This window comes from Amycolatopsis sp. NPDC004079 (assembly GCF_040610415.1).
Taxonomy (GTDB): Bacteria; Actinomycetota; Actinomycetes; order Mycobacteriales; family Pseudonocardiaceae; genus Amycolatopsis; species Amycolatopsis halotolerans.
On sequence record NZ_JBEXMH010000039.1, the window covers coordinates 39,111 to 64,599 of the forward strand.

Genomic DNA, 25,489 nt, shown 5'->3' on the forward strand with positions numbered 1-25,489 from the left:
GGTGACGGGCGAAAGCGGGTTTCGGTGCGGGTGAACGGGAAAACGGCCGCGCCCGGAGCGGAGACCTCGGGCGACGGGTACCTCCCCGCGCACGGGAACGGCGGCTACCGGGTCCGGCACTACGACCTCGATCTCGACTACCGCATTGGTCCGAACAGGTTGTCCGCGACCGCGGTGCTCACCTGCGAGGCCACCCAGGCCCTTTCGCGGCTGACGCTCGACTTCGGCGAGTTCCGGGTGTCGCGCGTGCTGGTCGAGGGCAAACCGGCGAAGTACGTGCGGCGCGGCCTGAAGCTGCAGGTCAAGCCGGCGCGGTCGATCCCGGCCGGGACCGAGTTCGAGGTGGAGGTCCGCTACGCGGGCAACCCGAAGCCGGTCGGCAGCCGGTGGGGCGACATCGGCTGGGACGAGCTGACCGACGGCGCGCTGGTGGCGAGCCAGCCGGTGGGCGCGCCGTCGTGGTTCCCGTGCAACGACCATCCGGCGGACAAGGCGAGCTACCGGATCGCGGTCGCGACGTCGTCGCCGTATCTTGTTGCGGCGACCGGGAATCTCGTGTCGCGCTACCAGTCGGCGAGCACCACGAAGTGGGTGTTCGAGCGGCCGGAGCCGACCTCGACGTACCTGATGAGCGTCCAGATCGGCCGGTACGAAGACCTCGAATTGTCCGACGGTGCCTGGATTCCGGAGCTCACCGCGGACCGCCCGGTCGGCGTCGTGCAACGGGCTGCGGTGCCGCCGAGGCTGCGGCGGGCGTTCGCGCGGGACTTCGGCCGCCAGGGCCGGATGATGGACGCGCTGGAGGACTGGTTCGGGCCTTACCCGTTCGGCGAGTACGTGGTTGTCGTGACCGACGATGACCTCGACGACCCGATCGAGGCGCAGGGGATGGCCATCTTCGGCGCCAACCACGTGGACGGCAAGCGCACCCACGAGCGGCTCGTGGTGCACGAACTGGCGCACCAGTGGTTCGGCAACAGCCTGACTGTCGCGGACTGGCAACACATCTGGCTCAACGAGGGCTTCGCCACCTACACCGAGTGGCTGTGGTCGGAACGGTCCGGCGGCGAGTCGACCGACGCGTTGGCCCGGGCGTGGTACGCGCGGGTGCGAGCGAAGCCGGCGGACGTGACGATCGGTGATCCCGGTGTGGCGCGGATGTTCGACGAGCGGGTGTACAAGCGCGGTGGGCTGACGCTGCACGCGCTGCGCAAGGAGATGGGTGACCCGGCGTTTTTCGCGCTGGTGAAGGCGTGGGCGGTGGAGAACCGGCATGCCGCGGTGACGACGGAGGAGTTCGTCTCGCTGGCGGAGTCTTATGCGGGGCGTTCGCTGCGGGAGTTTTTCGCGGCTTGGCTGGAACGGGTGGAGTTGCCGCCGCTCTGAGCCCGCGCGTAACTTTCGGCGAGCGGGACCACTCCGTCGACGGCTTCCATGCGCTCGCACTCCTGACGGACCGCCGCGGACGCGGCCCGGTGCGCGGGATCGTGCAGGGCCTGCAGCGCGGCGGCGGCGATCTGATCGGCGTTGATCTCGTCGCCGCTGAGCGGGATCGTCAGTCCCGCTGCTGCCGCGCTCGCGGCGTTGAGGGGATGCTCGGCGCCGAGGACGAGGGACACCATCGGCACGCCCCCGTAGATCGCGCCGAGCATCGTGCCCAGACCGGCATGGCTCACCACCAGCGACGCTTTGGCCAAGGCGTAGGACTGGGGCACGAAACGTTCGACGCGGATCGCGGGCGGGACCGGACCGATCGCGTCCGGGTCGACAGTGTTGCCGACCGTCAGCAGGACATCCGCGTCGAGCCCGGCTAGCCCGTCGATCACCGCCTGACGCGGTTTTCGGCTGCGGTTGAAGACGGTGCCGAGCGTCGCGTAGACGAGCGGACGATCGCGGCCTAGCGCCTCGAGCCACGTCGGACCCGGCTCGTCCGGCCGCTCGGCCAGCGGAAGCCGGAAGTGCCGCAGATTCGTGTCCTTCTCGGCCCCGGCGAACCACAACGGGGGCAGGCCGGTGAGCGTCAGATGCTGCTTCCATACTGTCTCGGCGTCGTCGAGTTCGAGGCCGAAGGTCTTCGCCGCCGTCCGGTAGCGGTCGAGCGTCCGCGGCCAGTCGATCACCGTTCCCCAGCTTCGCGCGTCGGCGGGAAGGGCCGACCACGACGCGCAGATCACCGGAATGCCCGCGACCTGGCCGGCGAGCGTGGCCCCGTTCTCCGCGAACTCGCGGATCAGCACGTCCGGCCGCCACGTCTCGAACGACGCCAGCAGATCGCGGGTCGCGGCCGGATTCCAGCGCGTCCAGCTGAGTTCGTTCGCGTACTCCAAGCCCTGGCCCCGGCGCGCGAACTCGACGAATTCGGGGAAGGTCGCGTCCACCTTCTCCCAGGTGAAGTTCTCGCCGACCGCGGTGAAGCCGAACCCGGCGGCCTCGACCGCCCCGGCGAACGCGGCGCTGCTCGCGACCCGCACCTCGTGTCCGGCCCGTCGGAACGCCGCGGCGTAGGGGACCATCGGATCGAAATGCCCGTGCCCGGGCTGGGTCGTGAGAAGAACGCGCATCGAGCCCCTCCGATTCTCCTTGTTCGATTCTGCTTCGCTCTGCCGGGTCAAGGGCTCGACCTAACGGATTTCCTTTCTTGCCGTTGAGGTCTCGCGAGGACCGCGAAGCGCGGAATCCGGTTCCTCGAGCTCGCTCTTGGCACGAATCTCCTCGAGGACAGTCGCCGGGCTGGTCAGCAGGTCCGGACGGCGGAGAAGGACAAGCTGCTGCGCGGGGCTCAGTTGCTGGACGACCAGCACTCCGTCCGTCTTCACGACGAGCAGCGCGCCAATCCTGAGCACGGCGTTGGAATAGGGCGACAGCGAGCTCAATACGGGAGCCAGGTTCGACATCATGGTTGAGGTGACGTTCGCGTCTGTCGCATGAACCAGCCGGGCCGCCGCCGCGTGCGTCGCGAGTTCCTGGATGCCCTGGCCTGCCGGGGACTTGGCGAAGAAGACCATTTTCGCTCGCATGTGCCGGAACCAGGACTTGATGACCGGGTCGCTTCGGTCGAAGATCTGGCCGTTCAGGCGATTGACGAAGTCTTCGACCGACTTCTCGACGCGCTGAGCGCCCTGCTTTTTGTCCAGGTAGAGGGAAACAGGGATTGCCTGTATTTCCACTTGGCCGCGCTTGTCTTCTGCTTCTTGGAGAACTGTGCTCCAGGTGCTTGCGGAGGGATCCCTGGGCCGCTTCGTCGCTGTTGGGCGGGCGCTGGTCGGCTGAATCCTCGCCTCCTTTCGGTTCGGACTCCGGGTGTCACCTGGTCTCTGGCGCTGCTTCTCGTTCTCGCTGCCGCTCATGGGAATATTTTCCGGTGGGCGGCATCGGGACGCCATCCGTCAATTGATGGCTGAAGACTGCGTCTGCGTGCCCGACGGGATCGTCGGAAGGGGTTCACATATGTGAACGCACACCCGGCAGATCCCAGTCATCGGATGTCTGTGCGGCTTTCCGGGTGAACAACTCTGGCTTTCGCCTGCTCTGTCTGGATATATTCCGCTCACCTCGCGCCAGCGGGGGCGAAACGTAATATGAATCCGGAGGGCGTCATGGTCGGGGTGTCGCGGCGGACGGTGCTTCGATCCGTGTCCATCGCAGCCGGGGCGGCGGCGTTCGGCGGTCTTTGGGCGGAGGGTGCGCCACCCGGGTCGGCCGCGCAGCGCAGCAGCCCGCACCGGGACGTCGCGATGGACGCGCGGATGCGCTGGCAGCGGTTGCCGAAGAACTGGCAGGAAGCGCCGTTCCTCGCCAACGGCTACCTCGGCGTGCAGGCCTACGCCGGGCAAATGCCGCAGGTGCTCAAGTTCATGCTCAGCCACACCCAGGTCCAGGACCAGCGCAACCAGTGGGAAGCCGGGATCGGGTTGTCGCGGCTGCCGATCGGCGCGATCACGCTCACCTTCGCCGGAGCGATCACGGGTGTCGACTGGACGCTTGACCTGTATAACGCCGAACTCGGCGGCACCATCACCACCACGCGCGGTCAGGTCGCGTTTTCCGCGGTGGTGCACAACGATCTCGGCGTCCTGCTCGTCTCGCTCGACCCGAGCGCGGGCGAATCCGGGGCGGCGTGGGGCTTTGCGCCGTTGGTGTCGGCGACCACCCGGACGGTGCGCAAGCCGCCGGAGTACACCGCGAATCCGGAACCTGAGCAGGCCAACGGGTACTGTGCGCAGCCGTTGACAGCTGGGGGCGGGTATACGACGGCGTGGCGGGAGAAGCGAGTCGGCACGAAGCGGTTGTTCGCGGCGACGGTCGCCTATTCGTTCCCGCGTTCCACGCACACCCGCGACGCCGTATCGCTGGTCGATCGCACGCTCGCGATGAACCCGGATCTGCTGCTCGCCTGGCATCGCCGCTGGTGGAACAGCTTCCATCAGCGCAGTTTCGTGTCCGTGCCGGACAAGCAGGTCCAGCGGTTCTACTGGATCCAGCTGTACAAGATCGCCTCGGCGACCCGCAAGGACGGCCCGGTGACCGCCGAATGGGGCCCGTGGTTCCCGGAGGTCGGCAACAGCTGGACGGCGGTGTGGTGGAACCTGAACGTCCAGGTCACCTATCCGATCGTCAACAGCACCAACCATCCGGAGCTGGACGCGGTCACCGAGACATTCCGTCGCGACCATGCCAATCTGGAGGTGTCCGTTCCGCCTGCCTATCGGGACGGCGACACGTACGCGCTTTCGCATCCGGGGGACTGGCGGCTGCGGCCGGGCGGGGTCCGGACGGTCGGCGTTCCGGGGACGACGTCCAAAACGGACCAGACCGGGAACCTGTTGTGGGGCTTGCACAACGTCTGGCTCGCGTACCGGCATCACCTCGACCAGTCGGTGCTGCGCGACGTGCTGTACCCGACGCTCGCGAAAGCGCTCAACTTCTACCGGCACTTCCTCTTCACCGGACCCGACGGCCTGCTGCACCTGCCGCTGACGCGATCGCCGGAGTACGCCGACGCGACTGACTGCACGTATGACCTGTCGTTGATCCGCTGGGCCGCGACGACGCTGGCCGACTCAGCGCGGATCCTGCGGTTGAACGAGCCGCGCGTGCCGATGTGGCGGGAGATCGCGGCGAAACTCGTTCCATACCACGAGGATCCGGTTGACGGCGTGCTGATCGGCGACGGCGTCCGGCTCGCCGATTCGCACCGGCACTTCTCGCATCTGCTCTGGCTGTACCCGCTGCGCGAGCGGAACTGGGAGCGGCCCGCCGACCGGGACGTCATGACCCGCACCTTCCGGCATTGGTCGGCGGACCAATCGGCCTGGCACGGCTACAGCTACGCGGCCGCGTCGTCGATGAACTCGGTGATGGACCAGCCCGAGGAAGCCTTGCGGTACCTGAAGTTCTTCCTCGACCGGAACATCGTCGCGGACACTGAGCTGACCGCGAACACGATGTACCGCGAGGGTTCGAACTTCGCCGTCGAAAGCCCGATCACCGCCGCACAGTCCGTTGTGGACATGGTGCTGCAGGGTTCCGGGGGAGTGGTGAAGGCGTTCCCGTCGGTGTCGGCGAAGTGGCCGGACGCGTCGATCGCCGGGCTGCGCACCGAGGGTGCGTTCCTGGTGGACGCGTCGCGGCGGCGGGGCGCGACGGAGTTCGTGCGGGTGCGCAGCGAAGCCGGTGCGCCGCTGGTGCTGGACCACGGCATCGACGGTGAGATCGACGTGTGTGATCAGTGGGGGCGGCGGCTGCCATGGCGGCCGGCCGGTCCGCGGCGGATCGCGCTGGAGGTGCGGCGGGGCGGCACGGTCACGGTCACCCCGCGCGGTGCCCGGCCGGACTTCGGGCCGCGTGACGTTCCTTCGCTCGGCACCGTTCCAGCGTGGGGTTTGCCTGACTAGAAACCAGGAGGTTGGCGGACATGGACATCTCGCGCCGGACAGTGCTCGGCGGAGCCCTCGCCGGAATCGCCGCCGGAGCGGTCGGGCTGTCCCCGGCCGGCGCGGCGGAGATGAGCGGCGACAGCGTCGACTGGGCGGGTTTCCTGGCGACAGCGGACCTGCGCTGGCGGCGGATGCCGAAGACCTGGTATGAGGGACCGTTCCTGGGCAACGGTTTCCTCGGCTCCGGCATCTACGCCGAACCCGGGCGCAACGCGGTCCGCTTCAACGTCCAGCACAGCCAGGTGCAGGACCACCGGCCGCAATTCGGGTCGCTGTTCGGTCTGGCGCGACTGCCGATCGGGTACTTCACGCTCGAACCGGTCGGCGAGATCACCGGTCTCGACTGGCGGCTCGACGTCTGGAACGCCGAGCTGACCGGCACCATCACGACCGCGGCGGGCAGTCTGGAGCTGCGGGCGATCGTCCACACCGGACAGTCGCTGCTCGCGGTGGAGGTGCGGCCGTCCGAGGGCGAGCGCGGGTTCCAGTGGGTGTTCCATCCGGCGAAGGCGATCAGCCCGCGAGCTGACCCGGTGTGGAAAAAGCCGCCGCCGGAAGGATATCTGGAGAATCCGCCGGTCCAGGTGCAGCAGGCAGGCGACGCGCACCTCGCGGTACAGCCCCTGCTGGCGGGTGGCGAGCATGTGACGGCCTGGCGCGAAGTCACGCGGGGCAGCACGCGGACGTTGTACACGTCGGTCGCGTGGTCGCATCCGGAGAAGACCTCGGTGAGCCGGGCGCTGCACACGGTGCGGCGGGCCACCGCGATGGATGTGCTGACCTGGGACCACCGCCGCTGGTGGCACGACTACTACCGGCGCAGCTTCCTGTCCATTCCGGACACCCGGCTGCAGAGTTTCTACTGGATCCAGCTGTACAAAGTCGCGTCAGCCGCCCGGAAGGAAGCGCCGGTGATGGCGACTTCCGGCCCGTGGCTGGAAAACACGCCGTGGCCCGCGACGTGGTGGAACCTCAACGTGCAGCTGGAGTACTGGCTCATCCAGGGCTCCAACCACCTCGAACTCGACGCGGTCAGCTACGCGCTCGGCAAGTACCGGGATCGCCTGACCAGCCAGGTCGCCAAGCCGTACCAGTCCGATTCCGCGGGTATCCCGCGCACCACCGACATGACGCTGCTCAACGGCCTCGCCGACTCCACGAGCGGCTACCCGGTCGGCATTCCCGGCCAGGACACCCCGACGCCCGAGGTCGGCAACCTCACCTGGGCACTGCACAACGTCTGGCTGACCTACCGGCACACCATGGACCGTCAGCTGCTGCGCGACACGCTGTTCCCGCTGCTGCGCAAGGCGATCAACTATTACCTGCATTTCCTCACCCCGGGCGCGGACGGACGGCTGCACCTCCCGGCGACCTTCTCGCCCGAGTACGGCGTGAACGCGCCGGACACCAACTACGACCTCGCCCTGATCCGCTGGGGCTGCAAGACATTGCTGGACACCGCGCGCGAGTTGCGCATCGCCGATCCGCTGGCGGGGAAGTGGCAACAGGTGCTCGCCACGCTCACCGACTACCCGGCGGACGAGAACGGCTACATGATCGGCGCGGGCGTCCCGTTCGCGAAATCGCACCGGCATTACTCGCACCTGCTGCAGATCTACCCGCTGTACGAGATCACCTGGGAACAACCGGAACACCGCAAGATCATCGAAACCTCGCTCAACCATTGGGTCGGCTTCGAAGGAGCGTTGCAGGGCTACACGTTCACCGGCGCCGCGTCGATCTCCGCGCAGATGCTGCGCGGTGAGAAGGCCGCGTACTACCTCGGCGAACTCCAGAAGCGTTATATCCAGCCGAACACGATGTACAAGGAATCCGGCCCGGTGATCGAAACGCCGTTGTCAGCGGCGAAATCGATGCAGGACATGCTGGTGCAGAGCTGGGGCGGCGTCATCCGGCTGTTCCCCGCGGTGCCGGACGCGTGGGGCGACATCGCGCTGTGCGACTTCCGTACCGAAGGCGCGTTCCTGCTCAGCGCATCGCGTGAAGGTGGGAAAACGCGCTGGCTCCAGGTGCACAGCGAGGCCGGTGCGCCGTGTGTGCTGCGACCAGGGATCGAGGGCGAGTTGACCGTGACAGACGCTCATGGCCGTCCGCGACGCTGGCGGCGGCTGGCGAATGGTGACGTGCGGGTTGACCTCGGACGCGGTCAGGACGCCTATGTGTACCGCCGCGGCGACCGGCCGGACTTCACGGTCCGGCCGGTTACACCGAGCGGGGCGAACGATCCGTGGGGGATGCCGTGAGCTAACGGTCGAGGAGGCTGCGGAGTGCCGCCATCAGTCCGGTTCCGGCGGCGGGGTGACGCCAGGCGATGTAGCCGTCCGGCCGGATCAGGAGGCAGCCGTCTTCCTCGATACCGCTGATGCGCGCCCAGTCTCCGTAGGAATCGCGGGCCTCGGGCGAACCGATGGTGACGACCCTTAGGTCCAGCCCGAGGTCCGCACCGGCTTTCGCGGCGGCGTCACGCCAGGCACCGCCGTTGAGTCCAGTGAGGACAGTCCACCGGCAGCGGCCGACGAGATCCAATGTGGACACTCGGCGACCGTCGGGGCCGACAAGCCAGACGTGCGGCAGTTTCGCACCCGGCGTGGTCGTGGGCCGGTGATACAGCTCGGGATCCCGTACCGCCTCACTCTCGGCACCATCCGGGATGACTGCCGAAGAGACGTACCGCTGGTCCATCTCCACGCCGTGCGCGTTGAACTCGTAGTTCTTCAGTTCGATGGCTGCCTGCAACCGCTTCCGCCGCAACGCTCCGTCCTCGGTCGCAGCGGTGCAGGCGGCGAGACCAGCCGTGATGGCGTCCGAATCCGTGTCCCCGTCGACGCCGAGCGCGGTGAAGATCGGCCCGAACTGATCCCGGCTGAGGTTCGCCCGGTCCACGATCTGCTTGCCGACCGGCGCTCGCTCGGCGCTGTAACTGTCGAGAAGTCCTTCGCCCGCGTCGCCGCGGACGACCATCGCGAGCTTCCACGCCAGGTTGTACGCGTCCTGCACCGACGTATTGGACCCGAGCCCGTTGGACGGCGGATGCCGGTGCACCGCGTCGCCCGCGCAGAAAACGCGCCCGGAGGAATACTGCGTGGCGTAGCTGTGGTTGACCGTCCACAGTGAAGTCGAGGTGATCTCCACCGGCAGGTCCGGATCGCCGACAAGGTCCCGGACGATCCGCGTCGCCTCCGCGCTGTCCACTTCGGGCGGTGGCTGCGCGATGTCGTACCCCCAGGTCAGCAGCCATTCGTTCCAGGGCCGCACCATCCGCACCAGGCCCATTCCGATGCCGCCGAGGTGCGCGCCCGGCCGCATCACCCAGTACAGCACGCTCGGCCGGTGCGCGACGTACTCGGCAAGGTCCGCGGTGAAGGTGATGTTCATGCTGCCGGCCTTGCCGGACTGGCCGTCGATCGGCAGCCCGGCCTGCTCGGCGACGCGGCTGCGGGCGCCGTCCGCGCCGATCAGGTAGCGGGCGCGGAGGGTGAACTCGTCGCCGCGAACCCGGTCCAGCAAACGCGCGGTCACGCCGTCGGAGTCCTGGCTGAAGCCGAGGAATTCCGTGTCCAGGCGCAGTTTCGCCCCACGTGCGGCGGCGTTCGTGACCAGGATCGGTTCGAGGTAGGTCTGCGGCAGGTCGATCATGTGGCACGGGCTCGCCGACGCGTACTCGGTCGCGGAGCGGTCCGCGGTGCCCCAGCTGGCGATCCGGCCGATCTCCTCACCGGCGAGCGACGTGCACAGCACGGTGTCGCCCATCAGCTCCGGGGGAGTGCCCTGCGCGAGCGCCTGGTCTTCGAGGCCGAGGTCGCGCAAGACCTCCATCGTCCGCTGGTTGGTGATGTGCGCGCGGGGCGTGTGCGCCGTCCAGCCGTATTTGGTCGCGAGCACGGTGCGGACGCCGCAGGACGCGAGCAGCAGCGCGGCGGAACCGCCCGCCGGGCCGCTGCCGACCACGAGGACATCGGTGTCGTAACTGGTCATGGTGGGATTCCCGGGGAGTCAGGCGCGGGTGACGCGGAAGGTGAACTCGAGACGGCGCCAGGGTTCGCGCCCGTCCGGCGCGGGGCCGGTCTGCTCGGCGAAGTCGACGATCAGGCCGTCCTTCACGCCGAACACGGTGTCCGAATCGAGGTAGTCGCCGCCGCGGACGAACAGCTGGGTCACGAGCGTGCGATAGCCGGGTTTGGCGATCATGAAGTGCACGTGCGGCGCGCGGAACGGATGCCGCTCGACGGCGGTGAGCATCTGGCCGACCGGGCCGTCGTCCGGGATCGGGTACGCCGACGGCACGATCGTCCAGAACCGCAGCCTGCCCTCGGCGTCGGTGCGGAAGCGGGCGCGCAGCACCGGACCGTCCAGATCGGGCAGCTGGACGTCGTAGAAACCGTCCTCATTGGACTGCCAGACGTCCACGACCGCGTCCGGCACCGGGGTTCCGTCCGGCTCGGTCACCTGGACATCCGTCCACAGTGGAGTCCCGGGCAGTCCTTCGGCGAGATCCGCGCCCTGCTCGGTTTCCGGCGGGCCTTCGACATAGAACGGGCCCAGCACCGCCGACGGCGTGGTGTCGGGCGTGCGCGAGTTCGTGAGCACGTCGACCACGCTCGAAACGCCAAGGGTGTCCGAGAGCAGAATGAACTCCTGCCGCGTGTCCGAGCTGATCTGCCCGGTGCGGGTGAGGAATCCGATCGCGTGCTCCCACTCCTCCTGGGTGAGGTCGGTGCGCACGACGTAGGAATGCAGCGTGCGGACCAGCTCGGACAGCAGTTCGCGCAACCGAGGGTCCGGCGTGCCGGCGAAACTGTCCACGACCTCCTGGGTGAGCCCGCGCAGATCCGGCGGCGTGCCTTCGGCGGGGGCGGGGCGGGTGCCGGACCACGCGTGTCGCAGCAGCTCCTCGATGCCGTCGCGGGTCAGTTCGCGCGGATTCGGATACGGCGCGGCGGTGGCCAGTTCGGCGGCCTTGGCGAGATCGCCTTCGGCCAGGCCGATTTCGGCCAGCGAACGCGGCACAGGCAGGCTGGCGATCAGGTCGAACACCGCCGTCGGGGCATCGGGTGCGCCGAGCGCTTCGGCGATCCGCCGCATGGCCTCCCGAGCCTTTGGCGCGTTGTACGCCATGGCGTGCGGAAGGACGATCGTGTGCGTTTCGGCGTGCGGCAAACCGAAACTGCCGCCGAGCGTGTGGCACAGCTTGTGGTGCAAGCCCATCCCGACCGACCCGAGGCAGGAACCGGCCAGCCACGCGGCGCGCAACGCGTCGGTCCGAGCGTCCGCGTCGGACGGATCGGCGGCGATCCGCGGCAGCGCGGCGGCGAGCAGCCGGATCGCCGCCAGGGCGAGCTGGTCGACGATCGGGTTGGCCTCCGCCGAGTAGAGCGCCTCGACCGCGTGCGCCATCGCGTTGACGCCGCTGGCCAGCGAGGTCGGCACGGGCAGGCCGAGGGTGAGGTCGACGTCGTAGACGACCACCTCGGGCAACACCTTCGGCGATGACTGGGTGGTCTTGCGGCCGTTCTCGGTCTGGCCGACGACCGGCGTCATCTCGGACCCGGCGTAGGTGGTCGGCACGATGACCTGCGGGATGTCGGTGCGCAGCGCGAGCGCCTTGGCCAGTCCGGTCGCGGAGCCGCCGCCGATCGCGACGACGCCGTCCACCGAATGCTCGGCGACCAGTGCGAGCGCGCGTTCGGTGACCTCGACCGGGGTGTGCATGGTGGGCTCGCCGAAGCGGGCGGCGAGCAGCGGGCCGAGCGCTTCGGCGGTCCGGTCGGCCGCCTCGGCCGCGGACTTTCCGGCCACCAGCAGGACCCGGCTGGCGCCGAGCCGCTGCACCTCGTCGGGGACGACGGCGAGCGTGCCGCTGCCGAACACGACCCGGGCCGGGTTGGCGGTGTAGGTGAACATCGACGGTCCTTCCACGCGGGTACGTCGAGTATCCGGGTGACGACGACCCAGCGCCTGCACAGACATGCTGTGCGGGCTGCACGAAACGCGCGTGTCAGCCGTCCCGGCGAAGCGCGGCGGGCGTCGTGCCCAGGTGGGCGCGCAGGACTCGGGTGAGGTGCTCCTGGTGAGAGAAACCGCAGCGCACAGCGATGTCCGCGATCGGTTCGGTGCCGGTCCGCAGCAGCAATCCGGCTTGATCCACGCGCAACCGCAACAGGTACCGATGCGGCGGCAGCCCGGTGCGCGCCTTGAAGCGGCGGGCGAACCGGCTGACGCTCAACCCGGCCGCCGCGGCCAGTTCGGCCAGCCCGAGCGGTTCGGCAAGGCGTTCGTCCATCAGCTCGCGCACCTGGGCGAATTGCCGGTCCGTCAGTGCCTCGACCGATCGCGGCGCTAGGGGAGTGCTCCGCCCGGAACGGTGCTGCCGCGCGAGTTGCGCGGCGACGAGTGCGGCGAGCTGATCCGTGTACGCGCGAGCGCCCGGCTCCCATTCCCGCACGACGCTGTCGAGCGCGAGGACCAGTTGTTCGAGCAGCGGATCGACGCTGCCGAGCTCGTCGGCCAGCCGGACCGGAGCGTCCGATCCGGCGGCCTCCTGCACTGCCGAATCCGGCAGGTACACGTGCAGCGTGTCCAGCTCGCCGCCGAGTTCGACCGACAGTTCCTGGTGCGACGGCTGGAGAAAGAGCCCGCCCGCAGGGATCCGCCGGCTGCGCTCGCCGGGCGACCCGACGCCGCGGCGAACGGTGACCGGACCGGCGAGGTGCAGGATCAGCTGGTGCGTCCGAGCGGGCCCGAACTCCGCGCGATACGGCCGTTCGCGCTGTTTGGACAGATAGATCCGGTCCCAGCCGAGACCCGCGCTGGTGCGTTCGGGGCGGATCCACGGCAGGGAAAGGATGCCGTTCGTGTCGCCACGCCCCAGCTCGCCCACGGCGTCCTCCTCTTCGAGGGTCCCCGTGGGCGAGGGTACCTCTCAGAGCGGGTTGAACACGCCCAGCGGGGCGGTGCAGAACGGCCCGCCGATGTATTCGGCGGCCGCCCCGGTCGGCGCGGGCTTGTCGGCCAGCTGGTCGGCGTAGACCTCGGCGTTGTCGTGCGACTTGTAGCCCAGCGCCTCGGCCTCGGCGAGCGAGTAGACGCGGCGGGTGTTGTCCGAGACGCCCCAGATCATCCGGTAGCCCGGCGACGGCGCGCTCAGGCAGGCCTCGAACAGCCGCGCCCCGTCGTCCGGCGACAACCAGCTGGTCAGGCCGCGGATGCCGAGCGGCAGCGGGGTCTCGAAGCACGAGCCGATGCGGATGACGATCACGTCCATGTCGAAGCGCGACGCGTACAGGCTGCCCAGCGCTTCGATGGCGGCTTTGCTTACGCCGTAATAGGTGTCCGGTCGGGTGCTGGAGTCGGCGGGCAGGCCGCTCTCGCCCGCGTCGGCGTTCCGGCGGAAACCGACGGCGTGGTTGCTCGACGCGAGCACGACCCGGCGGATCCCGGCTTCGCGGGCGGCTTCGAGGACGGTGTGCGTGCCGTTGATGTTGACGTCGAGGGTGGCGTCCCACGACGCCTCGCGGCTGAGCCCGCCAAGGTGGATCACCGCGTCCGCGTCCGCGCAGGCCGCGGCCATCGCTTCGGGGTCGGTGACCGAGCCGGTCACGATCTCGACCGCTTCGCCGTCCTCGGCGGCGGGCTGCTCGGCGAGGTCGAGCAGCCGCAGCACCCGGCCGTCACGGCGCAGCCGCGGCCGCATCAGGGTGCCGACGACGCCGGCCGATCCGGTGATCAGCACACGCTGGTCTGGCATGGATTTCCTTCCATAAAAGCTCGTGAGTGCCTATCGCGGTGAGAACCGCGATAGGCACTCACGAGGGGCACGGGTGGCGGCGGTCAGCGGATTCCGGCGCGGCGCAGCTGCTGGCCGAGCTCGGCGGTGGTCTCGGCCAGCAGCTCGCCGACGCGCTCGACGTCGGCGTCGGTGACCTTGCCCAGCGGCATCGAGCAGCTCATCGCGTCGGTGCCGGGAATGCGGTACGGGATCACCGCGGCCACGCAGCGCACGCCGAGGGTGCCCTCTTCGATCTCGGCGGCGTACCCGCGTTCCCGGGTGCGCGCGAGGTCGGCGTGCAGCGCGTCGAGCGTGGTGATGGTGTTCGGGGTGAGCGCGACCAGCTCCTCGGGCATGAGCGCCTCGACCTCTTCGTGGGTCAGCTCGGCGAGCAAGGCCTTGCCCAGCGCGGTCGCGTGCGTGGGCAGGGTGCGGCCGACGCGCGAGATCAGGTGCGTGGAGTGCTGCGACTCGCGCGTCTCCAGGTAGACGACCTCGGTCCGGTTGCGGCGCGCGAAATGCGCGGTGAAGCCGGTCTTCTCGCGGATGCGCTCCAGCGCTTCGGTGGCGTAGGGGACGATCGCGTCGCGGTCGAGGTACGCGGTGCCGCAGATCAGCGCACGCACGCCGAGCCGGTAGCGCGCGGAGTTCGCGTCGGCCTCCAGCCAGCCCGCGTCCAGCAGGGTGCGCAGCAAACCGTGCAGACTGGAGCGAGGGAACCCGGTGCGCGCATGGAGATCAGACAGCGACAGCCACACGTCGTTCGCGGCGAACGTCTCGATCAGGTCGATGGCGCGCCGCGCCGACTTCACGCCCGCGGACTCCGCGGGAGCGGTGGCGGGGTCTGTCTTTTGCGCCATGCGCGTCCTCCAACCGGGCCGTTGACTTGTGAGTCCGGCCATATTAGCGTCCCGAACAGCGTTCTTGTGGGTGAACATAGTCACGATAACAGACTCCATTCAAGAATGTGAACATTGGAGCAGAAACTGATGGCACAGACCGCAATCGAGCTGGACGGCTTGCTGGCGTTCCCGCTGACCCCCTTCACCGAAGACCTCGAGCTCAACCTCGACGGGTTCGCGGAGAACGTGGAGAGCCACATCGCCGCCGGTGCGGGCGCGCTGTTCGTCGCGTGCGGCACCGGGGAGTTCAGCTCGCTGTCGGTCGACGAGGTCGCCACGCTGCTGGCGAAGGCGCGCGAGGTCGCTGGTGGACGAGTGCCGGTGTGGGTCGGCGCGGGCGGCGGCGCGGCCACTGCGCGCGCAGGCGTCGCGGCGGCGCAGGCGGGCAATGCCGACGGTGTGCTGCTGCTTCCGCCGTACCTGGTCACCGGGCCGCAGGAGGGGCTGGTCGACTACGTGCGCTACGCGGTCGGCGACACCTCGGTGCCGGTGATCGTCTACCACCGCAGCACCGGCGTCTTCACCGCGCCTGCCGCCGCGAAGCTGCTGGACATCCCGTCGGTGGTCGGGATCAAGGACGGCTACGGCGACGTCGAAACGATGACCCGGATCGTCACCACGATCCGCGCGCTCGGCACGCAGCGTTCCGCGGACTTCTTGTTCTTCAACGGCTTGCCGACCGCCGAGGTCTCCGCGAAGGCGTACGCGGCGGCTGGCGTCGCGCGCTACTCCTCGGCGGTGCACTGCTTCGCTCCGGAGATCGCGCACCGCTTCCACCGCGCGCTGGCGGAGGACGACAACGCGACGATGGACGCGCTGCTCGCCGGGTTCTACCTGCCGCTGGTGGCGTTGCGCGACGAGACGCCCGGCTTCGCGGTGTCGCTGGTGAAGGCCGCCGCCCGGCTGCGCGGCGACAAGGTCGGCACTGTCCGGCCGCCGTTGATCGAGCCGACCGCCGAGCAGATCGACCGGCTGGGCAAGGTCGTCGAGAACGGTTTCGCCGTGCTGAAAGGCCTCTGATGAAAATCCGGGACGTGGTGCTGACCCCGGTCGCCTTCGCGGACGCACCCCTGCTCAACGTGATGGGCGTGCACGAGCCGTTCGCGTTGCGCAGCGTGGTGCAGGTGGTGTGCGATGACGGCGTGGTCGGCCTCGGCGAGTCGTACGGCGACGCGGCGTTCCTCGGCGAGGTGCGCAAGGTGCTGCCGGAACTGGCCGGACACGACATTTTCGACCTGCCGGGCCTGAAGCGGATCATCGCGCGCAAGCTCGCCGGGACCGTGCTGACCGACGAGCACGGCCTGATCGGCGGGTTCTCCATCCGCAAGACGATCGCCAGCGTGTACTCGCTGTTCGAGGTCGCCTGCCTGGACGCACAAGGACACTTCCTCGGTCGTCCCGTCGTCGACCTGCTCGGCGGCAAAGCGCGCGACGCCGTCGACTTCTCCGCGTACCTGTTCTACAAGTACGGCGCGCACATTGGCGCGGACGAGGACAGCTGGGGCGACATCCTCACCCCCGAGGCACTGGTCGGTTCGGCTGGGCGAATGGTTGAGGAGTACGGGTTCCGCTCGATCAAGCTCAAGGGCGGGGTTTTCGCGCCGGAGCAAGAGATCGAGGGGATCCGTGCGCTGGCCGAAGCGTTCCCCGGGCACCCGTTGCGCATCGATCCGAACGCGGCGTGGACGCCCTCGACGAGTGTCCGCGTGGCCGCCGAACTCGACGGCGTGCTGGAGTACCTCGAAGACCCGACGCCGGGTATCGAGGGCATGGCTGAGGTCGCACGCGAGGCGAGCATGCCGTTGGCCACCAACATGTGCGTGGTGAACTTCGGCGACCTGGAGCCCGCGTTCCGGGCGCGCGCGATCGGTGTTCTGCTGTCCGACCACCACTTCTGGGGCGGAATGCGCGACACCCAGGCGCTGTCGGTGGCCTGCGAGAGCTTCGGCGTCGGGCTGTCCATGCACTCCAACAGCCACCTCGGCATCAGCCTCGCCGCGATGGTGCACGTCGCGGCGGCGACCCCGCACCTGACGTATGCCTGCGACACGCACTGGCCGTGGAAGACTGCCGACGTGATCGAACCGGGCGTGCTGGATTTCGCCGACGGAGCGGTGGCGGTGCCGGACCGGCCCGGGCTCGGGATCACGCTGGACCAGGACGCGCTCGCCAGGGCGCACGAGGACTATGTCCGATGTGGACTGACCAAACGGGACGATGTGACGTACATGCGCAAGTACACTCCCGGCTTCGAGCCGAACACGGCGAGGTGGTGAGCCGGTGAAGGCGACCGGATACGCGTATCCGTGGGACGTGCTCGGCGACACCGCGTTCGCCGAGCGGGTGCGGGATCTAGGGGTGGACGAGGTCGCGGTGGCCTTGGCCTACCACAGTGCCCGGGCCGCGACGCCGTGGTCGACGGACCAGACCTCGGTGGTCGCGCGGACGGCCGCGCTCTACCGGCCGGTGCGCGCGGAAGCGTGGGCGGGCCGGGATCTCGTACCCGCCGCGCCCGACTGGGTCTCTTCGGAGGACAGCGGCGGTGATGCGGTCCGGCGCCTCAACGACGCCGGAATCCCGGCCGCTGCGTGGATTGTGCTCACGCATAACTCTCAGCTGGGCACCGCGTTCCCGCAGTACGCCGTGCGCAACTGCTTCGACGAGACGTATCCGTGGGCGTTGTGCCCGGCGCAACCCGCCGTCCGCGAGTACGCGGCGACGCTGACCGCTGAATCCGTTGCGGGGTTGAAGCTTTCGTCGGTATTGCTGGAAGCGTGCGGCCCGCTCGGCGGCGTGCACCAGCACCAGCACGAGAAGACCGACGGCGTATGGGCTCCGGCCACCGCACGGCTGTTGTCGATCTGCTGCTGCGACGCTTGCGCGGAGGGCTGGACCGGCCTCGACCCGTCGGACGTCCGGGAAACCTTGCGCGCCGAGGTGCAGCGGCTGATCGCCACAGCGGATTTGTCGGTGGCCGAGGATAGACTTCCGGCTGAGTTGAAGAAAACGCTTTTGTCCGGACGGCAGCAGTCGACCGATGCGCTGCGCGCCGCGGTGCTGGCTGTGCTGGAGCCAGGTACGCGGATCGTGCTGCACGGTGCGCTGGACCCGTGGGTCACCGGCGCGCTGCCCGGCCTGACCCCGACGGCCGCCGACGACGCCGAGACGGTGGTGCTGCAGAACTGGGCTCCCGGTCAGGCGAGCGTCGACGCGGTTGCCGCTGCTCGGCAGGCGCTGCCGGAACGGGTCGCGATCGGCAGCTACATCACCGCGGTAGCGGCGAGCGCGGTGCCGGACATCGAGGCGTACGTGCTTGAGCTGGCCAAGGCCGGCGCGACCGAATTGCACCTGTACCACCTGGGCCTCGCCGGACCTGCGCGCTGGCCGGACCTGCACGCCGCCACGGCTGCCGCGCACTCGGTGTCGTGAAGCTTGTTTGGTGCGGAGATGCGTTGAGTCGTGAAGCTTCTGTTCCGGAGGTGGGAAGGTGCGCTGGTTGCGGGAGTCGCCGGGTCGAGCGGCTGGCTGCTGTCGCGCACGTGGTGTCGTGAAGCTTGTTTGATGAGGAGATGCGTTGAGTCGTGAAGCTTCTGCTCCGGGGGTGGGAAGGTGCGCTGGTTGCGGGAGTCGCCGGGCCGAACGGCTGGCTGCTGCCGCGCACGCGGTGTCCTGAATCTGTTTGACAAGGAGATGCTGTGAGCCGCGAAACTTCCGGAACGGAAGGGCATGCTGGCCGAGGCAGCCGCTCAGCGGTTCGTCGAAAGCACTCCGGCTGACCAGGCCGAGCGGCGCGCCGCCGCTGCCGCGCACTCGGCGTCCTGAACCTGTTTGACGAGGAGATCCATTGAGCCGCGAAACTTCCGCCCCGGAACTGGAAAGCGTGCTGGCCGCGGCCGCCGCAGCCGCGCGCCCGTTCGCCGAAAGCACGCCAGCCGAACGGGCGCGCTGGCTGGCCGCCGCCGCGGACGCGCTCGACGCGGCCGCCGATGAGCTGGTCCCGTTGGCGCACCGGGAAACCCGCCTCCCGGCCGCGCCGCGGTTGAAGGGCGAGCTCGCGCGCACGACGTTCCAGCTGCGACTGTTCGGCGAAGTGCTGCGGGACGGCGAATTCCTGGGCGCGACCGTCGACCACGCCGACCCGGCCTGGCCGATGGGCGCCCGTCCGGACCTGCGCCGCGTGCTCGTGCCGATCGGACCGGTGCTCGTGTTCGCCGCGAGCAACTTCCCGTTCGCGTTCAGCGTCGCGGGCGGCGACACCGCGTCCGCGCTGGCGTCCGGCTGTCCGGTGGTGCTCAAGGCGCACCCGGGCCACGAAGAGCTTTCGACGCGAACCGGCGAGATCGTCGCGCGGGCGCTGACGGAAGCGGGCGCGCCGGAGGGTGCGTTCGCGGTGATCCACGGGGTCGAGCAGGGCGTCACGGCGCTCAAGGACCCGCGGATTTCCGCCGCCGCGTTCACCGGTTCCGTGCCGGGCGGGCGCGCGCTGTTCGACATCGCGGTGTCGCGGCCGACGCCGATTCCGTTCTACGGCGAGCTGGGCAGTGTCAACCCGGTCGTCGTCACGCCGGGTGCGGTCGCCGCGCGCGGCGAAGCGGTGGCGAAGGGCTATGCCGGGTCGTTCAGCCTCGGCGCGGGTCAGTTCTGCACGAAGCCGGGCCTGCTGTTCCTGCCCGAGGGCCACGGGTTGGACGACACGCTGCGCGAGGCCGTCAGTACGGTCGCTCAGCAGGAAATGCTGAACGACCGCATCGCCGCCGGATTCGCGCGGAAGCTGGCGGATCTGCGCGCGGTATCGGGCGTCGAGTCGGTCGTGGAAGGCGCGCAGGACGGCGACGCGTTCACTCCGTCGCTGCTGGCGACCACGGCGAAGGAATTCCTGGCTGGCGGCGAGGCTGTTCGCGAGGAGCACTTCGGCCCGGCGTCGCTGATCGTCACCTACTCCGACCAGACAGAACTGACCGAGGTGCTGGACAGCCTCGAACCCGGCCTCACCGCGACGGTCCAGGGCGAGGAGAGCGACGCCGACTTCGTGCGCCCGCTGCTGCCCTCGCTCACCCGGCTCGCCGGACGGCTGCTGTGGAACGACTGGCCGACCGGCGTCACGGTCAGCTGGGCGCAGCAGCACGGCGGCCCATACCCGGCGACGACCGCGCCGACCACGACCTCGGTCGGCACCGCCGCGATCGAACGCTTCCTGCGCCCGGTCGCGTGGCAGAGCTTCCCGGACGCGCTGCTGCCGGAAGCCCTGCGCGAAGCGAACCCGTGGCAGCTGCCGCGCCGGGTCGACGGAGCGCGCTGAACAGACCCCCTCGTGCGTGGCAATCCCGGTTCTAGCCGGGATTGCCACGCACACCCAACCCCACTGGGAGGCACCGTCATGCCCGTGAACCGCAGAACCGCACTGCGTGGCGGTGCCATCGCCGCTGCGTCGGCCGCGCTCGTCGCCACTGCACGCCCGGCGTTCGCTTCGGCGTCGAGTTCGGCTTCGGCCTCGGCTGATCCGTTGAAGACCATCGTGGCTGGCTACCGCGAGCTGCAGACCGGCATCAACCGCCCGTCGCCGGAACGCTCGGCCGCGCTGAAGAACCTCGGCCGGGTCGCGAAGTCGTACTACGACGGCATGACGGTCTCCGGCAACGGTCCACTGTGGACTGATCTGCCGCTCGGCCCCGGCAGCGACTACACCACGTCGATGTACGCCCGGCTGCGCGCGATCGCCGTCGACTGGGGGACACCGGGCAGCACGCTTTCCGGCGACCCGAAGGTGCTCGACGGGATCAGGAAGGCGCTGGAGCTGATCTACGCCAGCCAGTACAACCCGCAGGTCGGCGAGATCGGGAACTGGTACACCTACGAAATCGGCGTGCCGTACTACCTGCTGCACACCCTCGTCACGGTCGCCGACCGGCTGACCGCCGACGAGCTGGCGCGGTATGTCAGCCCGATCAAGCGGTTCGTCGGCAACCCGAACCTGCGCGCGAACAACCCGAAGGTCGTCGAAACCGGCGCGAACCGGGCGGACAAGGCGCTGATCTCGATCGTGTCCGGCGCGCTGACCGGCGACACCGCGTGGATCCGCACCGGCATCGACGCGATCACCGACGTCGCCGGCGGGGGAGCGGCGAGCGTCCTGGCGAAGCTGGACCGCGCGGCGGGCGACGGCTTCCACGCCGACGGCTCGTTCATCCAGCACGACACCATCCCGTACCCCGGCCACTACGGCATCGTCCTGCTGACCGCGCTCGCCGGGACGATCCACGTCACCGAAGGCACCGAGTACGCGCTGTCGGACGACCTCAAGCAAAAGGTGTACGCGCTGGTCGGCGACACGTTCGCGCCGTTCGTCTACGCGGGCGCGCTGATGGAGCCGGTGCGCGGGCGGATGCTGTCGCGCCAGGGCGAAACCGCGCACGACATCGGACATCAGCTGACCGTCGCGACATTGGTCCTCGCCCGCTCGGCGACCGGGACCGTGCAGACCGAGCTCTCCGGCCTCGCCGCCAAGTGGATCAAGGAAGGCACATACGCGCCGTTCCTGGAAATCCCCGATCCCGAACGGTTCGCGCCCGGCCCGGATCTCGTCGCGACGCCGGGCATCGAGTTCGCCCAGGACATGCTCGCCGGACCCGTTCGGCCCACGCCGATCGTCGCGACGCACCGGATCTTCGGCCAGCAGGACCGGATGGTGCACGTGACCGAGGGATGGTCCGCGTCGCTCGGCGTCGGCTCCACGCGGATCTCGCGCTACGAGTCGATCAACGGGATGAACCTGCACGGCTGGCACGTCGGCGACGGTGTGCTGTATCTGTTCCTCCCCAACGCGAAAGGCCACTACTCGGACGCCTATTGGCCGACCGCCGATCCGGCCCTGCTGCCCGGCACCACCGCGAAGGCCGGTCCGCCGGGACCGTTGGCGGGGACTCCGTTGACGACGAAAGCGCACGTCGGCGGCGTGCGCTGGGACGCCCGGCACGGCGCGTACGCGATGGATTTCGTCTCCGAAGACGGTTCTTTGTCCGCTCGGAAGTCCTGGTTCTTCACTCCGGCGGGCATCGTCTGCCTCGGCGCGGGAATCACCGACACGTCCGGGCAAGCGGTCCGGACCACGATCGAAAACCGCAACCTCGGCGAAAACGGACGCGGCACGCTGCTGGCCGACGCCCGCGTGGTCGGCGATTCGGCCGCCCTGCACCGGCCGCGCTGGCTGCACCTCGACCACGTCGGCGGGTACGTCCTGCTCGACAACGCCGAGGTCACCGCACTGCGCGAAGACCGGATCGGGGCTTGGCGCGACGTCGACACCGGTGCCAACACGAAGGGCACCACGACGCCGAACACGCGGCGGTACCAGAAACTGGTGATCGAGCACGGTGCGAAGCCGGTGGACGCGAAGTACGCGTACGCGGTTCTGCCCGGTGCGTCGGTGATGGGGACTGTCGCTTCGATGCTCTCGTGGCGCGTCCGGGCGAACACGGCCGCTGTCCAGGCTTTGCGGCTGTGGGATAACACACTGCTCGCAAACTTCTACAGTGCGGGTACCGTGGACGAAGTATCCGTCTCAGGACCCGCTTCGGTGGCGCTCGGCCGGGACAGCCTCGCTGTTTCCGACCCGACGCAGCTGCAGGACAGCGTCCGCGTGACGGTGCGGCGGCGCACAGTGGAGGTTCCGCTCAAGGACACCTTCGGCGCCACCAAGATCGTTCCCCTGCGGTGAGCACGGTTTTCCCCGCCGGGCCGGTGGTTCCCGGCCTGGCCCGGCGGGGCCCCACTTGAGTCGGCCGCGGCCGTAAAGTGGGCGGAGCCGTCTCGAGCGGGGAGGAACTTTGGCGCATTTCGATGTCCTGGTCGTCGGAGCCGGACTGTCCGGAATCGGCGCGGCGTGCCGGCTGCAGCAGCAGGCGCCGGGCCGCACGTACGCCATCCTCGAAGCGCGCGACACGACCGGCGGAACCTGGGACCTCTTCCGGTATCCCGGCGTGCGCTCCGACTCGGACATGTTCACGCTCGGCTACCCGTTCCGCCCGTGGCGCAAGGAACAGGCGATCGCGTCCGGCGCGGAAATCCTGGAGTACATCCGGGATACCGCCGCGCACTACGGGATCTCCCAGCACATCCGGTTCGGCCACCGGGTAGTTCGGGCGTCCTGGTCGTCAGCCTCGGCCCGCTGGACTGTGGAGGTCTCCCGGGACGGCGAGCTCCTCACCTTCACCTGCTCTTTCCTGTACCTGTGCAGCGGCTACTACAGCTACGAGAACGGCCACGTCGTCGATTTCCCCGGCCGCGACGCGTTCCGCGGCGAGATCGTGCATCCGCAGTTCTGGCCGGAGGACCTGGACCTCACTGGCAAACGAGTCGTAGTGATCGGCAGCGGTGCCACCGCCGTGACCTTGGTTCCGGAACTGGCTTCAGCGGCGGAGTCCGTGACGATGCTGCAACGCTCGCCAAGCTACGTCCTGGCCCGCCCTTGGACGGATTCACTTGCCTGCCGCCTGCGGAAGTTTCTCCCTTCGCGACTCGCCTACCACGTCGTACGGGCAAAGAACGTTCTGGTGACGACGCTGCTCTACCAGTTCTCCCGGCGGCAACCCGAGCGCGCGGCAGCCTTCTTGCGGGACGCGGCCGCTAAGCAATTACCTCCTTCAATTCCGGTAGATCCCCATTTCTCGCCGCGTTACCAACCCTGGGACCAGCGACTCTGCCTGACTCCCGGTGCGGACTTCTTCCAAGCGCTCCGCAGCGGAAAAGCGGACATCGTCACCGACCGGATCGACCGCTTCACCCCCGAAGGCATCACGCTGGAATCGGGCGCGGCTCTGCCCGCAGACGTGATCGTCACCGCCACCGGCCTCCGGGTGATCGCGTTCGGCGGCATCGAACTGAGCGTGGACGGCGCGGCGATCGAGCCTTCAGAACAGCTGGTGTACAAGGGAATGATGCTAGGCGGAGTGCCGAACTTCGCGTGGTGCCTAGGCTATGTGAACGCCTCCTGGACACTGCGGTCCGACCTCGTCTCCCGCTACGTGTGCCGTTTGCTGAACCACCTTTCCCGCAACGGTTTTGACGCATGCGTGCCGCGCCCGCCCGCAATCCCGGAGTCGACGCGGCGGCCGATCATGGACCTGACGTCGGGCTACCTGACGCGCGCCGCCTCAGTGCTGCCCCGCCAAGGCAACCGACGCCCATGGCTGATGCGGCAAAACTACGTACTGGACGCGGCAGACCTCCGACTGAGCCGAGTCGACGACGGGGTGCTGCGGTTCGAGCGCGCTTCGCGGCGCAGTGCTTGACCTCCTGACTTCGGTGCTGCTCGGCTTTCGTGACTCGGCGGGGACTCGCGGCGGTCGTGGCGAGGTCCTTCGGGCCAGCCCGCTCGGCGCTGCTGATGACCTGCCGGGGAGTCGCCGCGGTGGTGTCGAGTTCCGCTGTTCTGGTTGTGGTTCCCGACGACTTTGACCGCGCTGTTTCGAGATTTCTCTGATCCGCCCTGCTCGGCTCTTCTGACGGCGCAAGGGGGAATCGCGGCGGTCCTGTCAAGACCCTTCCGGCCTGTCCTGTTCGGCATTCTTGATGGCTTGGCGGGGCGCGCCGTGGTCGTTGCGGCTGGCCTGCCCGGCATTTCTGACGACCTCGCAAGCGAAGCGCCGCGACCGTGCCGGATTCTCGCTCCCGCTCGGCATTCGCAATGACCTGCAGAGGGAGCCGCTGTCCCGCCGAGATCCTTCCGGTCTGAACGCGGCATCGCCCTGTCAGCAGCTCCAGTCTTTGTCCAGGTCGAGGTTTTCCCGACGCTGGGTAAAGGAGAACCAGTTGCCGGAATCGTCGCGGAAGATGGCCTCGGTGCCGTAGGGACGCTCTTGCGGCTCCTGCACGAACTCGACCCCGCGTGCCTTCAGGGCTTTGTAGTCGGCGTGGATGTCGTCGGTCCCGAAAACCCCGGCTCCCAGCACTCCCTTGGCTACGAGCTGCTTCAGCGCTTCGGCCGATTCAGGGTCGAGCGCCGGCGCGCCAGGGACCATCAGCGTGATCTCGAGGTCCGGCTGGTCCTTGGCCCCGACGGTCAGCCAGCGCATCCCGCCGTCGCCCATTGTCAGGTCGGTGCGGACTTCCAGGCCCAGCTTTTCGGTGTAGAACTCCTTGGCCCGGTCATGGTCGAGGACCCAGACGTTGGCGATGGACAGGCCCTTGATCACAGCTGACTCCTCGTGCCCGGCAGGCGCTGTTCGCCCGCTCTCTGTGCTCAACCGTAGTTACTTCCGGGGCTGCTCGGCTTCTTGAAAATTGCGGTCCTTCGCCGGGTATCGGGGAAGCGGCTTTTTGTCGTACCTGTCTGGAATGCTCCAGGCATGGACATGATCCTGCAGGTGACGATCGACTGCTCCAATCCGCAGAAAGGCGATGGGCGTGCTCGGGACAGAGTTGCCGCCCGGTGCCGGGGATATCCCGGAGTCGATCGTCGATCCCGTGGGGCGGGGACCGAGGGTCTGGTTCCAGCCGGTCCCGGAGGCCAAGACGGCCAAGAACCGATGGCACTTCGACCTGAAGGCCGACCGGGGCGCGACGTTCCGCTGGACATCCGTACGCAGCGAGCCAAGGCCGAGGCAGAACGGCTGCTCGAAGCCGGTGCCGCGGTGCTGCGAATCGACGGTGAGCCGAACTTGGAGCACTACGCCGCCGCCATGCAGGACCCGGAGGGCAACGAATTCGACATCGTCTGAGTGGTGTTGCGGCCGCGCCGGTCACACCGTTGCTTCACGGCTGCGCCCAGCGCTTGGTGGCGGGATGCAGTTGGCGGTGGTCCATTGCGCGAAAAAGCCCTGCTTCCTTGGCCCGCAACGGCTTCGTCGCTGCGCATCCGCGAGATC

18 protein-coding genes are annotated in these 25,489 nt (G+C 68.8%); 10 read left to right on the top strand and 8 right to left on the bottom strand.

The window, feature by feature from the left end:
- The first annotated feature begins 30 nt into the window (after nucleotides 1–30).
- Nucleotides 31–1,386 carry a M1 family metallopeptidase gene (locus tag ABZX37_RS31910; protein ID WP_354745836.1) on the top strand — a complete coding sequence of 452 codons (1,356 nt, stop codon included), beginning with the start codon at nucleotides 31–33 and terminating at the stop codon, nucleotides 1,384–1,386.
- Here the strand turns inward: ABZX37_RS31910 and ABZX37_RS31915 are convergent.
- Both ABZX37_RS31915 and ABZX37_RS31920 read right to left on the bottom strand, forming a co-directional pair.
- Entirely contained in the window at nucleotides 1,317–2,561 is a 1,245-nt protein-coding gene (locus tag ABZX37_RS31915; protein ID WP_354745838.1) for a glycosyltransferase, read from the bottom strand. The genes ABZX37_RS31910 and ABZX37_RS31915 overlap by 70 nt on opposite strands.
- Before the next feature lie 60 nt (nucleotides 2,562–2,621).
- A complete protein-coding gene (locus ABZX37_RS31920; RefSeq protein WP_354745840.1) occupies nucleotides 2,622–3,347 on the bottom strand; it encodes a hypothetical protein in 726 nt (241 codons plus the stop codon).
- 249 nt (nucleotides 3,348–3,596) lie between these two features.
- Between ABZX37_RS31920 and ABZX37_RS31925 the strand changes: the two genes are divergently transcribed.
- A complete protein-coding gene (locus ABZX37_RS31925) occupies nucleotides 3,597–5,894 on the top strand; it encodes a hypothetical protein (protein ID WP_354745842.1) in 2,298 nt (765 codons plus the stop codon).
- 20 nt (nucleotides 5,895–5,914) lie between these two features.
- Nucleotides 5,915–8,203, top strand: a complete 2,289-nt coding sequence (locus tag ABZX37_RS31930) for a Tat pathway signal sequence domain protein (RefSeq protein WP_354745844.1) — start codon at nucleotides 5,915–5,917, stop codon at nucleotides 8,201–8,203.
- A gap of 1 nt (nucleotide 8,204) precedes the next feature.
- Here the strand turns inward: ABZX37_RS31930 and ABZX37_RS31935 are convergent, their stop codons facing one another.
- From ABZX37_RS31935 to ABZX37_RS31955, 5 genes are all read right to left on the bottom strand, one after another.
- The gene (locus ABZX37_RS31935; protein ID WP_354745846.1) at nucleotides 8,205–9,935 is read right to left on the bottom strand and encodes an FAD-dependent monooxygenase; all 1,731 of its coding nucleotides are present in this window, start codon (nucleotides 9,933–9,935) and stop codon (nucleotides 8,205–8,207) included.
- A gap of 18 nt (nucleotides 9,936–9,953) precedes the next feature.
- Entirely contained in the window at nucleotides 9,954–11,861 is a 1,908-nt protein-coding gene (locus ABZX37_RS31940) for a maleylacetate reductase and hydroxyquinol 1,2-dioxygenase domain-containing protein (RefSeq protein WP_354745848.1), read from the bottom strand.
- Nucleotides 11,862–11,955: 94 nt separating this feature from the next.
- Complete coding sequence (locus ABZX37_RS31945) at nucleotides 11,956–12,837, bottom strand: AraC family transcriptional regulator (RefSeq protein WP_354745850.1); 882 nt, start codon at nucleotides 12,835–12,837, stop codon at nucleotides 11,956–11,958.
- Nucleotides 12,838–12,879: 42 nt separating this feature from the next.
- Nucleotides 12,880–13,704: an NAD(P)-dependent oxidoreductase gene (locus tag ABZX37_RS31950; protein WP_354745852.1), complete on the bottom strand. Its 825-nt coding sequence runs from the start codon at nucleotides 13,702–13,704 to the stop codon at nucleotides 12,880–12,882.
- A gap of 83 nt (nucleotides 13,705–13,787) precedes the next feature.
- The gene (locus tag ABZX37_RS31955) at nucleotides 13,788–14,585 is read right to left on the bottom strand and encodes an IclR family transcriptional regulator (RefSeq protein ID WP_116199354.1); all 798 of its coding nucleotides are present in this window, start codon (nucleotides 14,583–14,585) and stop codon (nucleotides 13,788–13,790) included.
- 129 nt (nucleotides 14,586–14,714) lie between these two features.
- Here ABZX37_RS31955 and ABZX37_RS31960 point away from each other — a divergent pair, with 129 nt between their 5' ends.
- From ABZX37_RS31960 to ABZX37_RS31985, 6 genes are all read left to right on the top strand, one after another.
- Complete coding sequence (locus tag ABZX37_RS31960) at nucleotides 14,715–15,647, top strand: 5-dehydro-4-deoxyglucarate dehydratase (protein WP_354745854.1); 933 nt, start codon at nucleotides 14,715–14,717, stop codon at nucleotides 15,645–15,647.
- Complete coding sequence (locus ABZX37_RS31965; RefSeq protein ID WP_354745856.1) at nucleotides 15,647–16,903, top strand: glucarate dehydratase family protein; 1,257 nt, start codon at nucleotides 15,647–15,649, stop codon at nucleotides 16,901–16,903. The genes ABZX37_RS31960 and ABZX37_RS31965 overlap by 1 nt, the downstream gene beginning before the upstream one ends.
- A 4-nt stretch (nucleotides 16,904–16,907) precedes the next feature.
- The gene (locus tag ABZX37_RS31970) at nucleotides 16,908–18,056 is read left to right on the top strand and encodes a hypothetical protein (RefSeq protein ID WP_354745858.1); all 1,149 of its coding nucleotides are present in this window, start codon (nucleotides 16,908–16,910) and stop codon (nucleotides 18,054–18,056) included.
- Nucleotides 18,057–18,471: 415 nt separating this feature from the next.
- Entirely contained in the window at nucleotides 18,472–19,926 is a 1,455-nt protein-coding gene (locus ABZX37_RS31975; protein WP_354745860.1) for an aldehyde dehydrogenase (NADP(+)), read from the top strand.
- A gap of 78 nt (nucleotides 19,927–20,004) precedes the next feature.
- A complete protein-coding gene (locus ABZX37_RS31980) occupies nucleotides 20,005–22,341 on the top strand; it encodes a polysaccharide lyase 8 family protein (protein WP_354745862.1) in 2,337 nt (778 codons plus the stop codon).
- Nucleotides 22,342–22,450: 109 nt separating this feature from the next.
- Nucleotides 22,451–23,914, top strand: coding sequence for an NAD(P)/FAD-dependent oxidoreductase (locus ABZX37_RS31985; protein WP_354745864.1), 1,464 nt, complete (start codon nucleotides 22,451–22,453; stop codon nucleotides 23,912–23,914).
- Between the two features lie 459 nt (nucleotides 23,915–24,373).
- Here ABZX37_RS31985 and ABZX37_RS31990 read toward each other — a convergent pair whose 3' ends face one another.
- Nucleotides 24,374–24,817, bottom strand: a complete 444-nt coding sequence (locus ABZX37_RS31990; protein ID WP_354745866.1) for a VOC family protein — start codon at nucleotides 24,815–24,817, stop codon at nucleotides 24,374–24,376.
- Between the two features lie 333 nt (nucleotides 24,818–25,150).
- On the opposite strand from ABZX37_RS31990, the gene ABZX37_RS31995 reads away from it, so the two are divergent.
- A complete protein-coding gene (locus tag ABZX37_RS31995) occupies nucleotides 25,151–25,342 on the top strand; it encodes a VOC family protein (RefSeq protein ID WP_354745868.1) in 192 nt (63 codons plus the stop codon).
- Nucleotides 25,343–25,489 lie beyond the last annotated feature (147 nt).

Bases quoted from the DNA above. Each gene is read 5' to 3' on its own strand.
- ABZX37_RS31915 (WP_354745838.1), bottom strand. From the start codon at position 2,561: ATGCGCGTTCTTCTCACGACCCAGCCCGGGCACGGGCATTTCGATCCG.
- ABZX37_RS31920 (WP_354745840.1), bottom strand. From the start codon at position 3,347: ATGAGCGGCAGCGAGAACGAGAAGCAGCGCCAGAGACCAGGTGACACC.
- ABZX37_RS31925 (WP_354745842.1), top strand. From the start codon at position 3,597: ATGGTCGGGGTGTCGCGGCGGACGGTGCTTCGATCCGTGTCCATCGCA.
- ABZX37_RS31930 (WP_354745844.1), top strand. From the start codon at position 5,915: ATGGACATCTCGCGCCGGACAGTGCTCGGCGGAGCCCTCGCCGGAATC.
- ABZX37_RS31935 (WP_354745846.1), bottom strand. From the start codon at position 9,935: ATGACCAGTTACGACACCGATGTCCTCGTGGTCGGCAGCGGCCCGGCG.
- ABZX37_RS31940 (WP_354745848.1), bottom strand. From the start codon at position 11,861: ATGTTCACCTACACCGCCAACCCGGCCCGGGTCGTGTTCGGCAGCGGC.
- ABZX37_RS31950 (WP_354745852.1), bottom strand. From the start codon at position 13,704: ATGCCAGACCAGCGTGTGCTGATCACCGGATCGGCCGGCGTCGTCGGC.
- ABZX37_RS31955 (WP_116199354.1), bottom strand. From the start codon at position 14,585: ATGGCGCAAAAGACAGACCCCGCCACCGCTCCCGCGGAGTCCGCGGGC.
- ABZX37_RS31960 (WP_354745854.1), top strand. From the start codon at position 14,715: ATGGCACAGACCGCAATCGAGCTGGACGGCTTGCTGGCGTTCCCGCTG.
- ABZX37_RS31965 (WP_354745856.1), top strand. From the start codon at position 15,647: ATGAAAATCCGGGACGTGGTGCTGACCCCGGTCGCCTTCGCGGACGCA.
- ABZX37_RS31980 (WP_354745862.1), top strand. From the start codon at position 20,005: ATGCCCGTGAACCGCAGAACCGCACTGCGTGGCGGTGCCATCGCCGCT.
- ABZX37_RS31995 (WP_354745868.1), top strand. From the start codon at position 25,151: ATGGCACTTCGACCTGAAGGCCGACCGGGGCGCGACGTTCCGCTGGAC.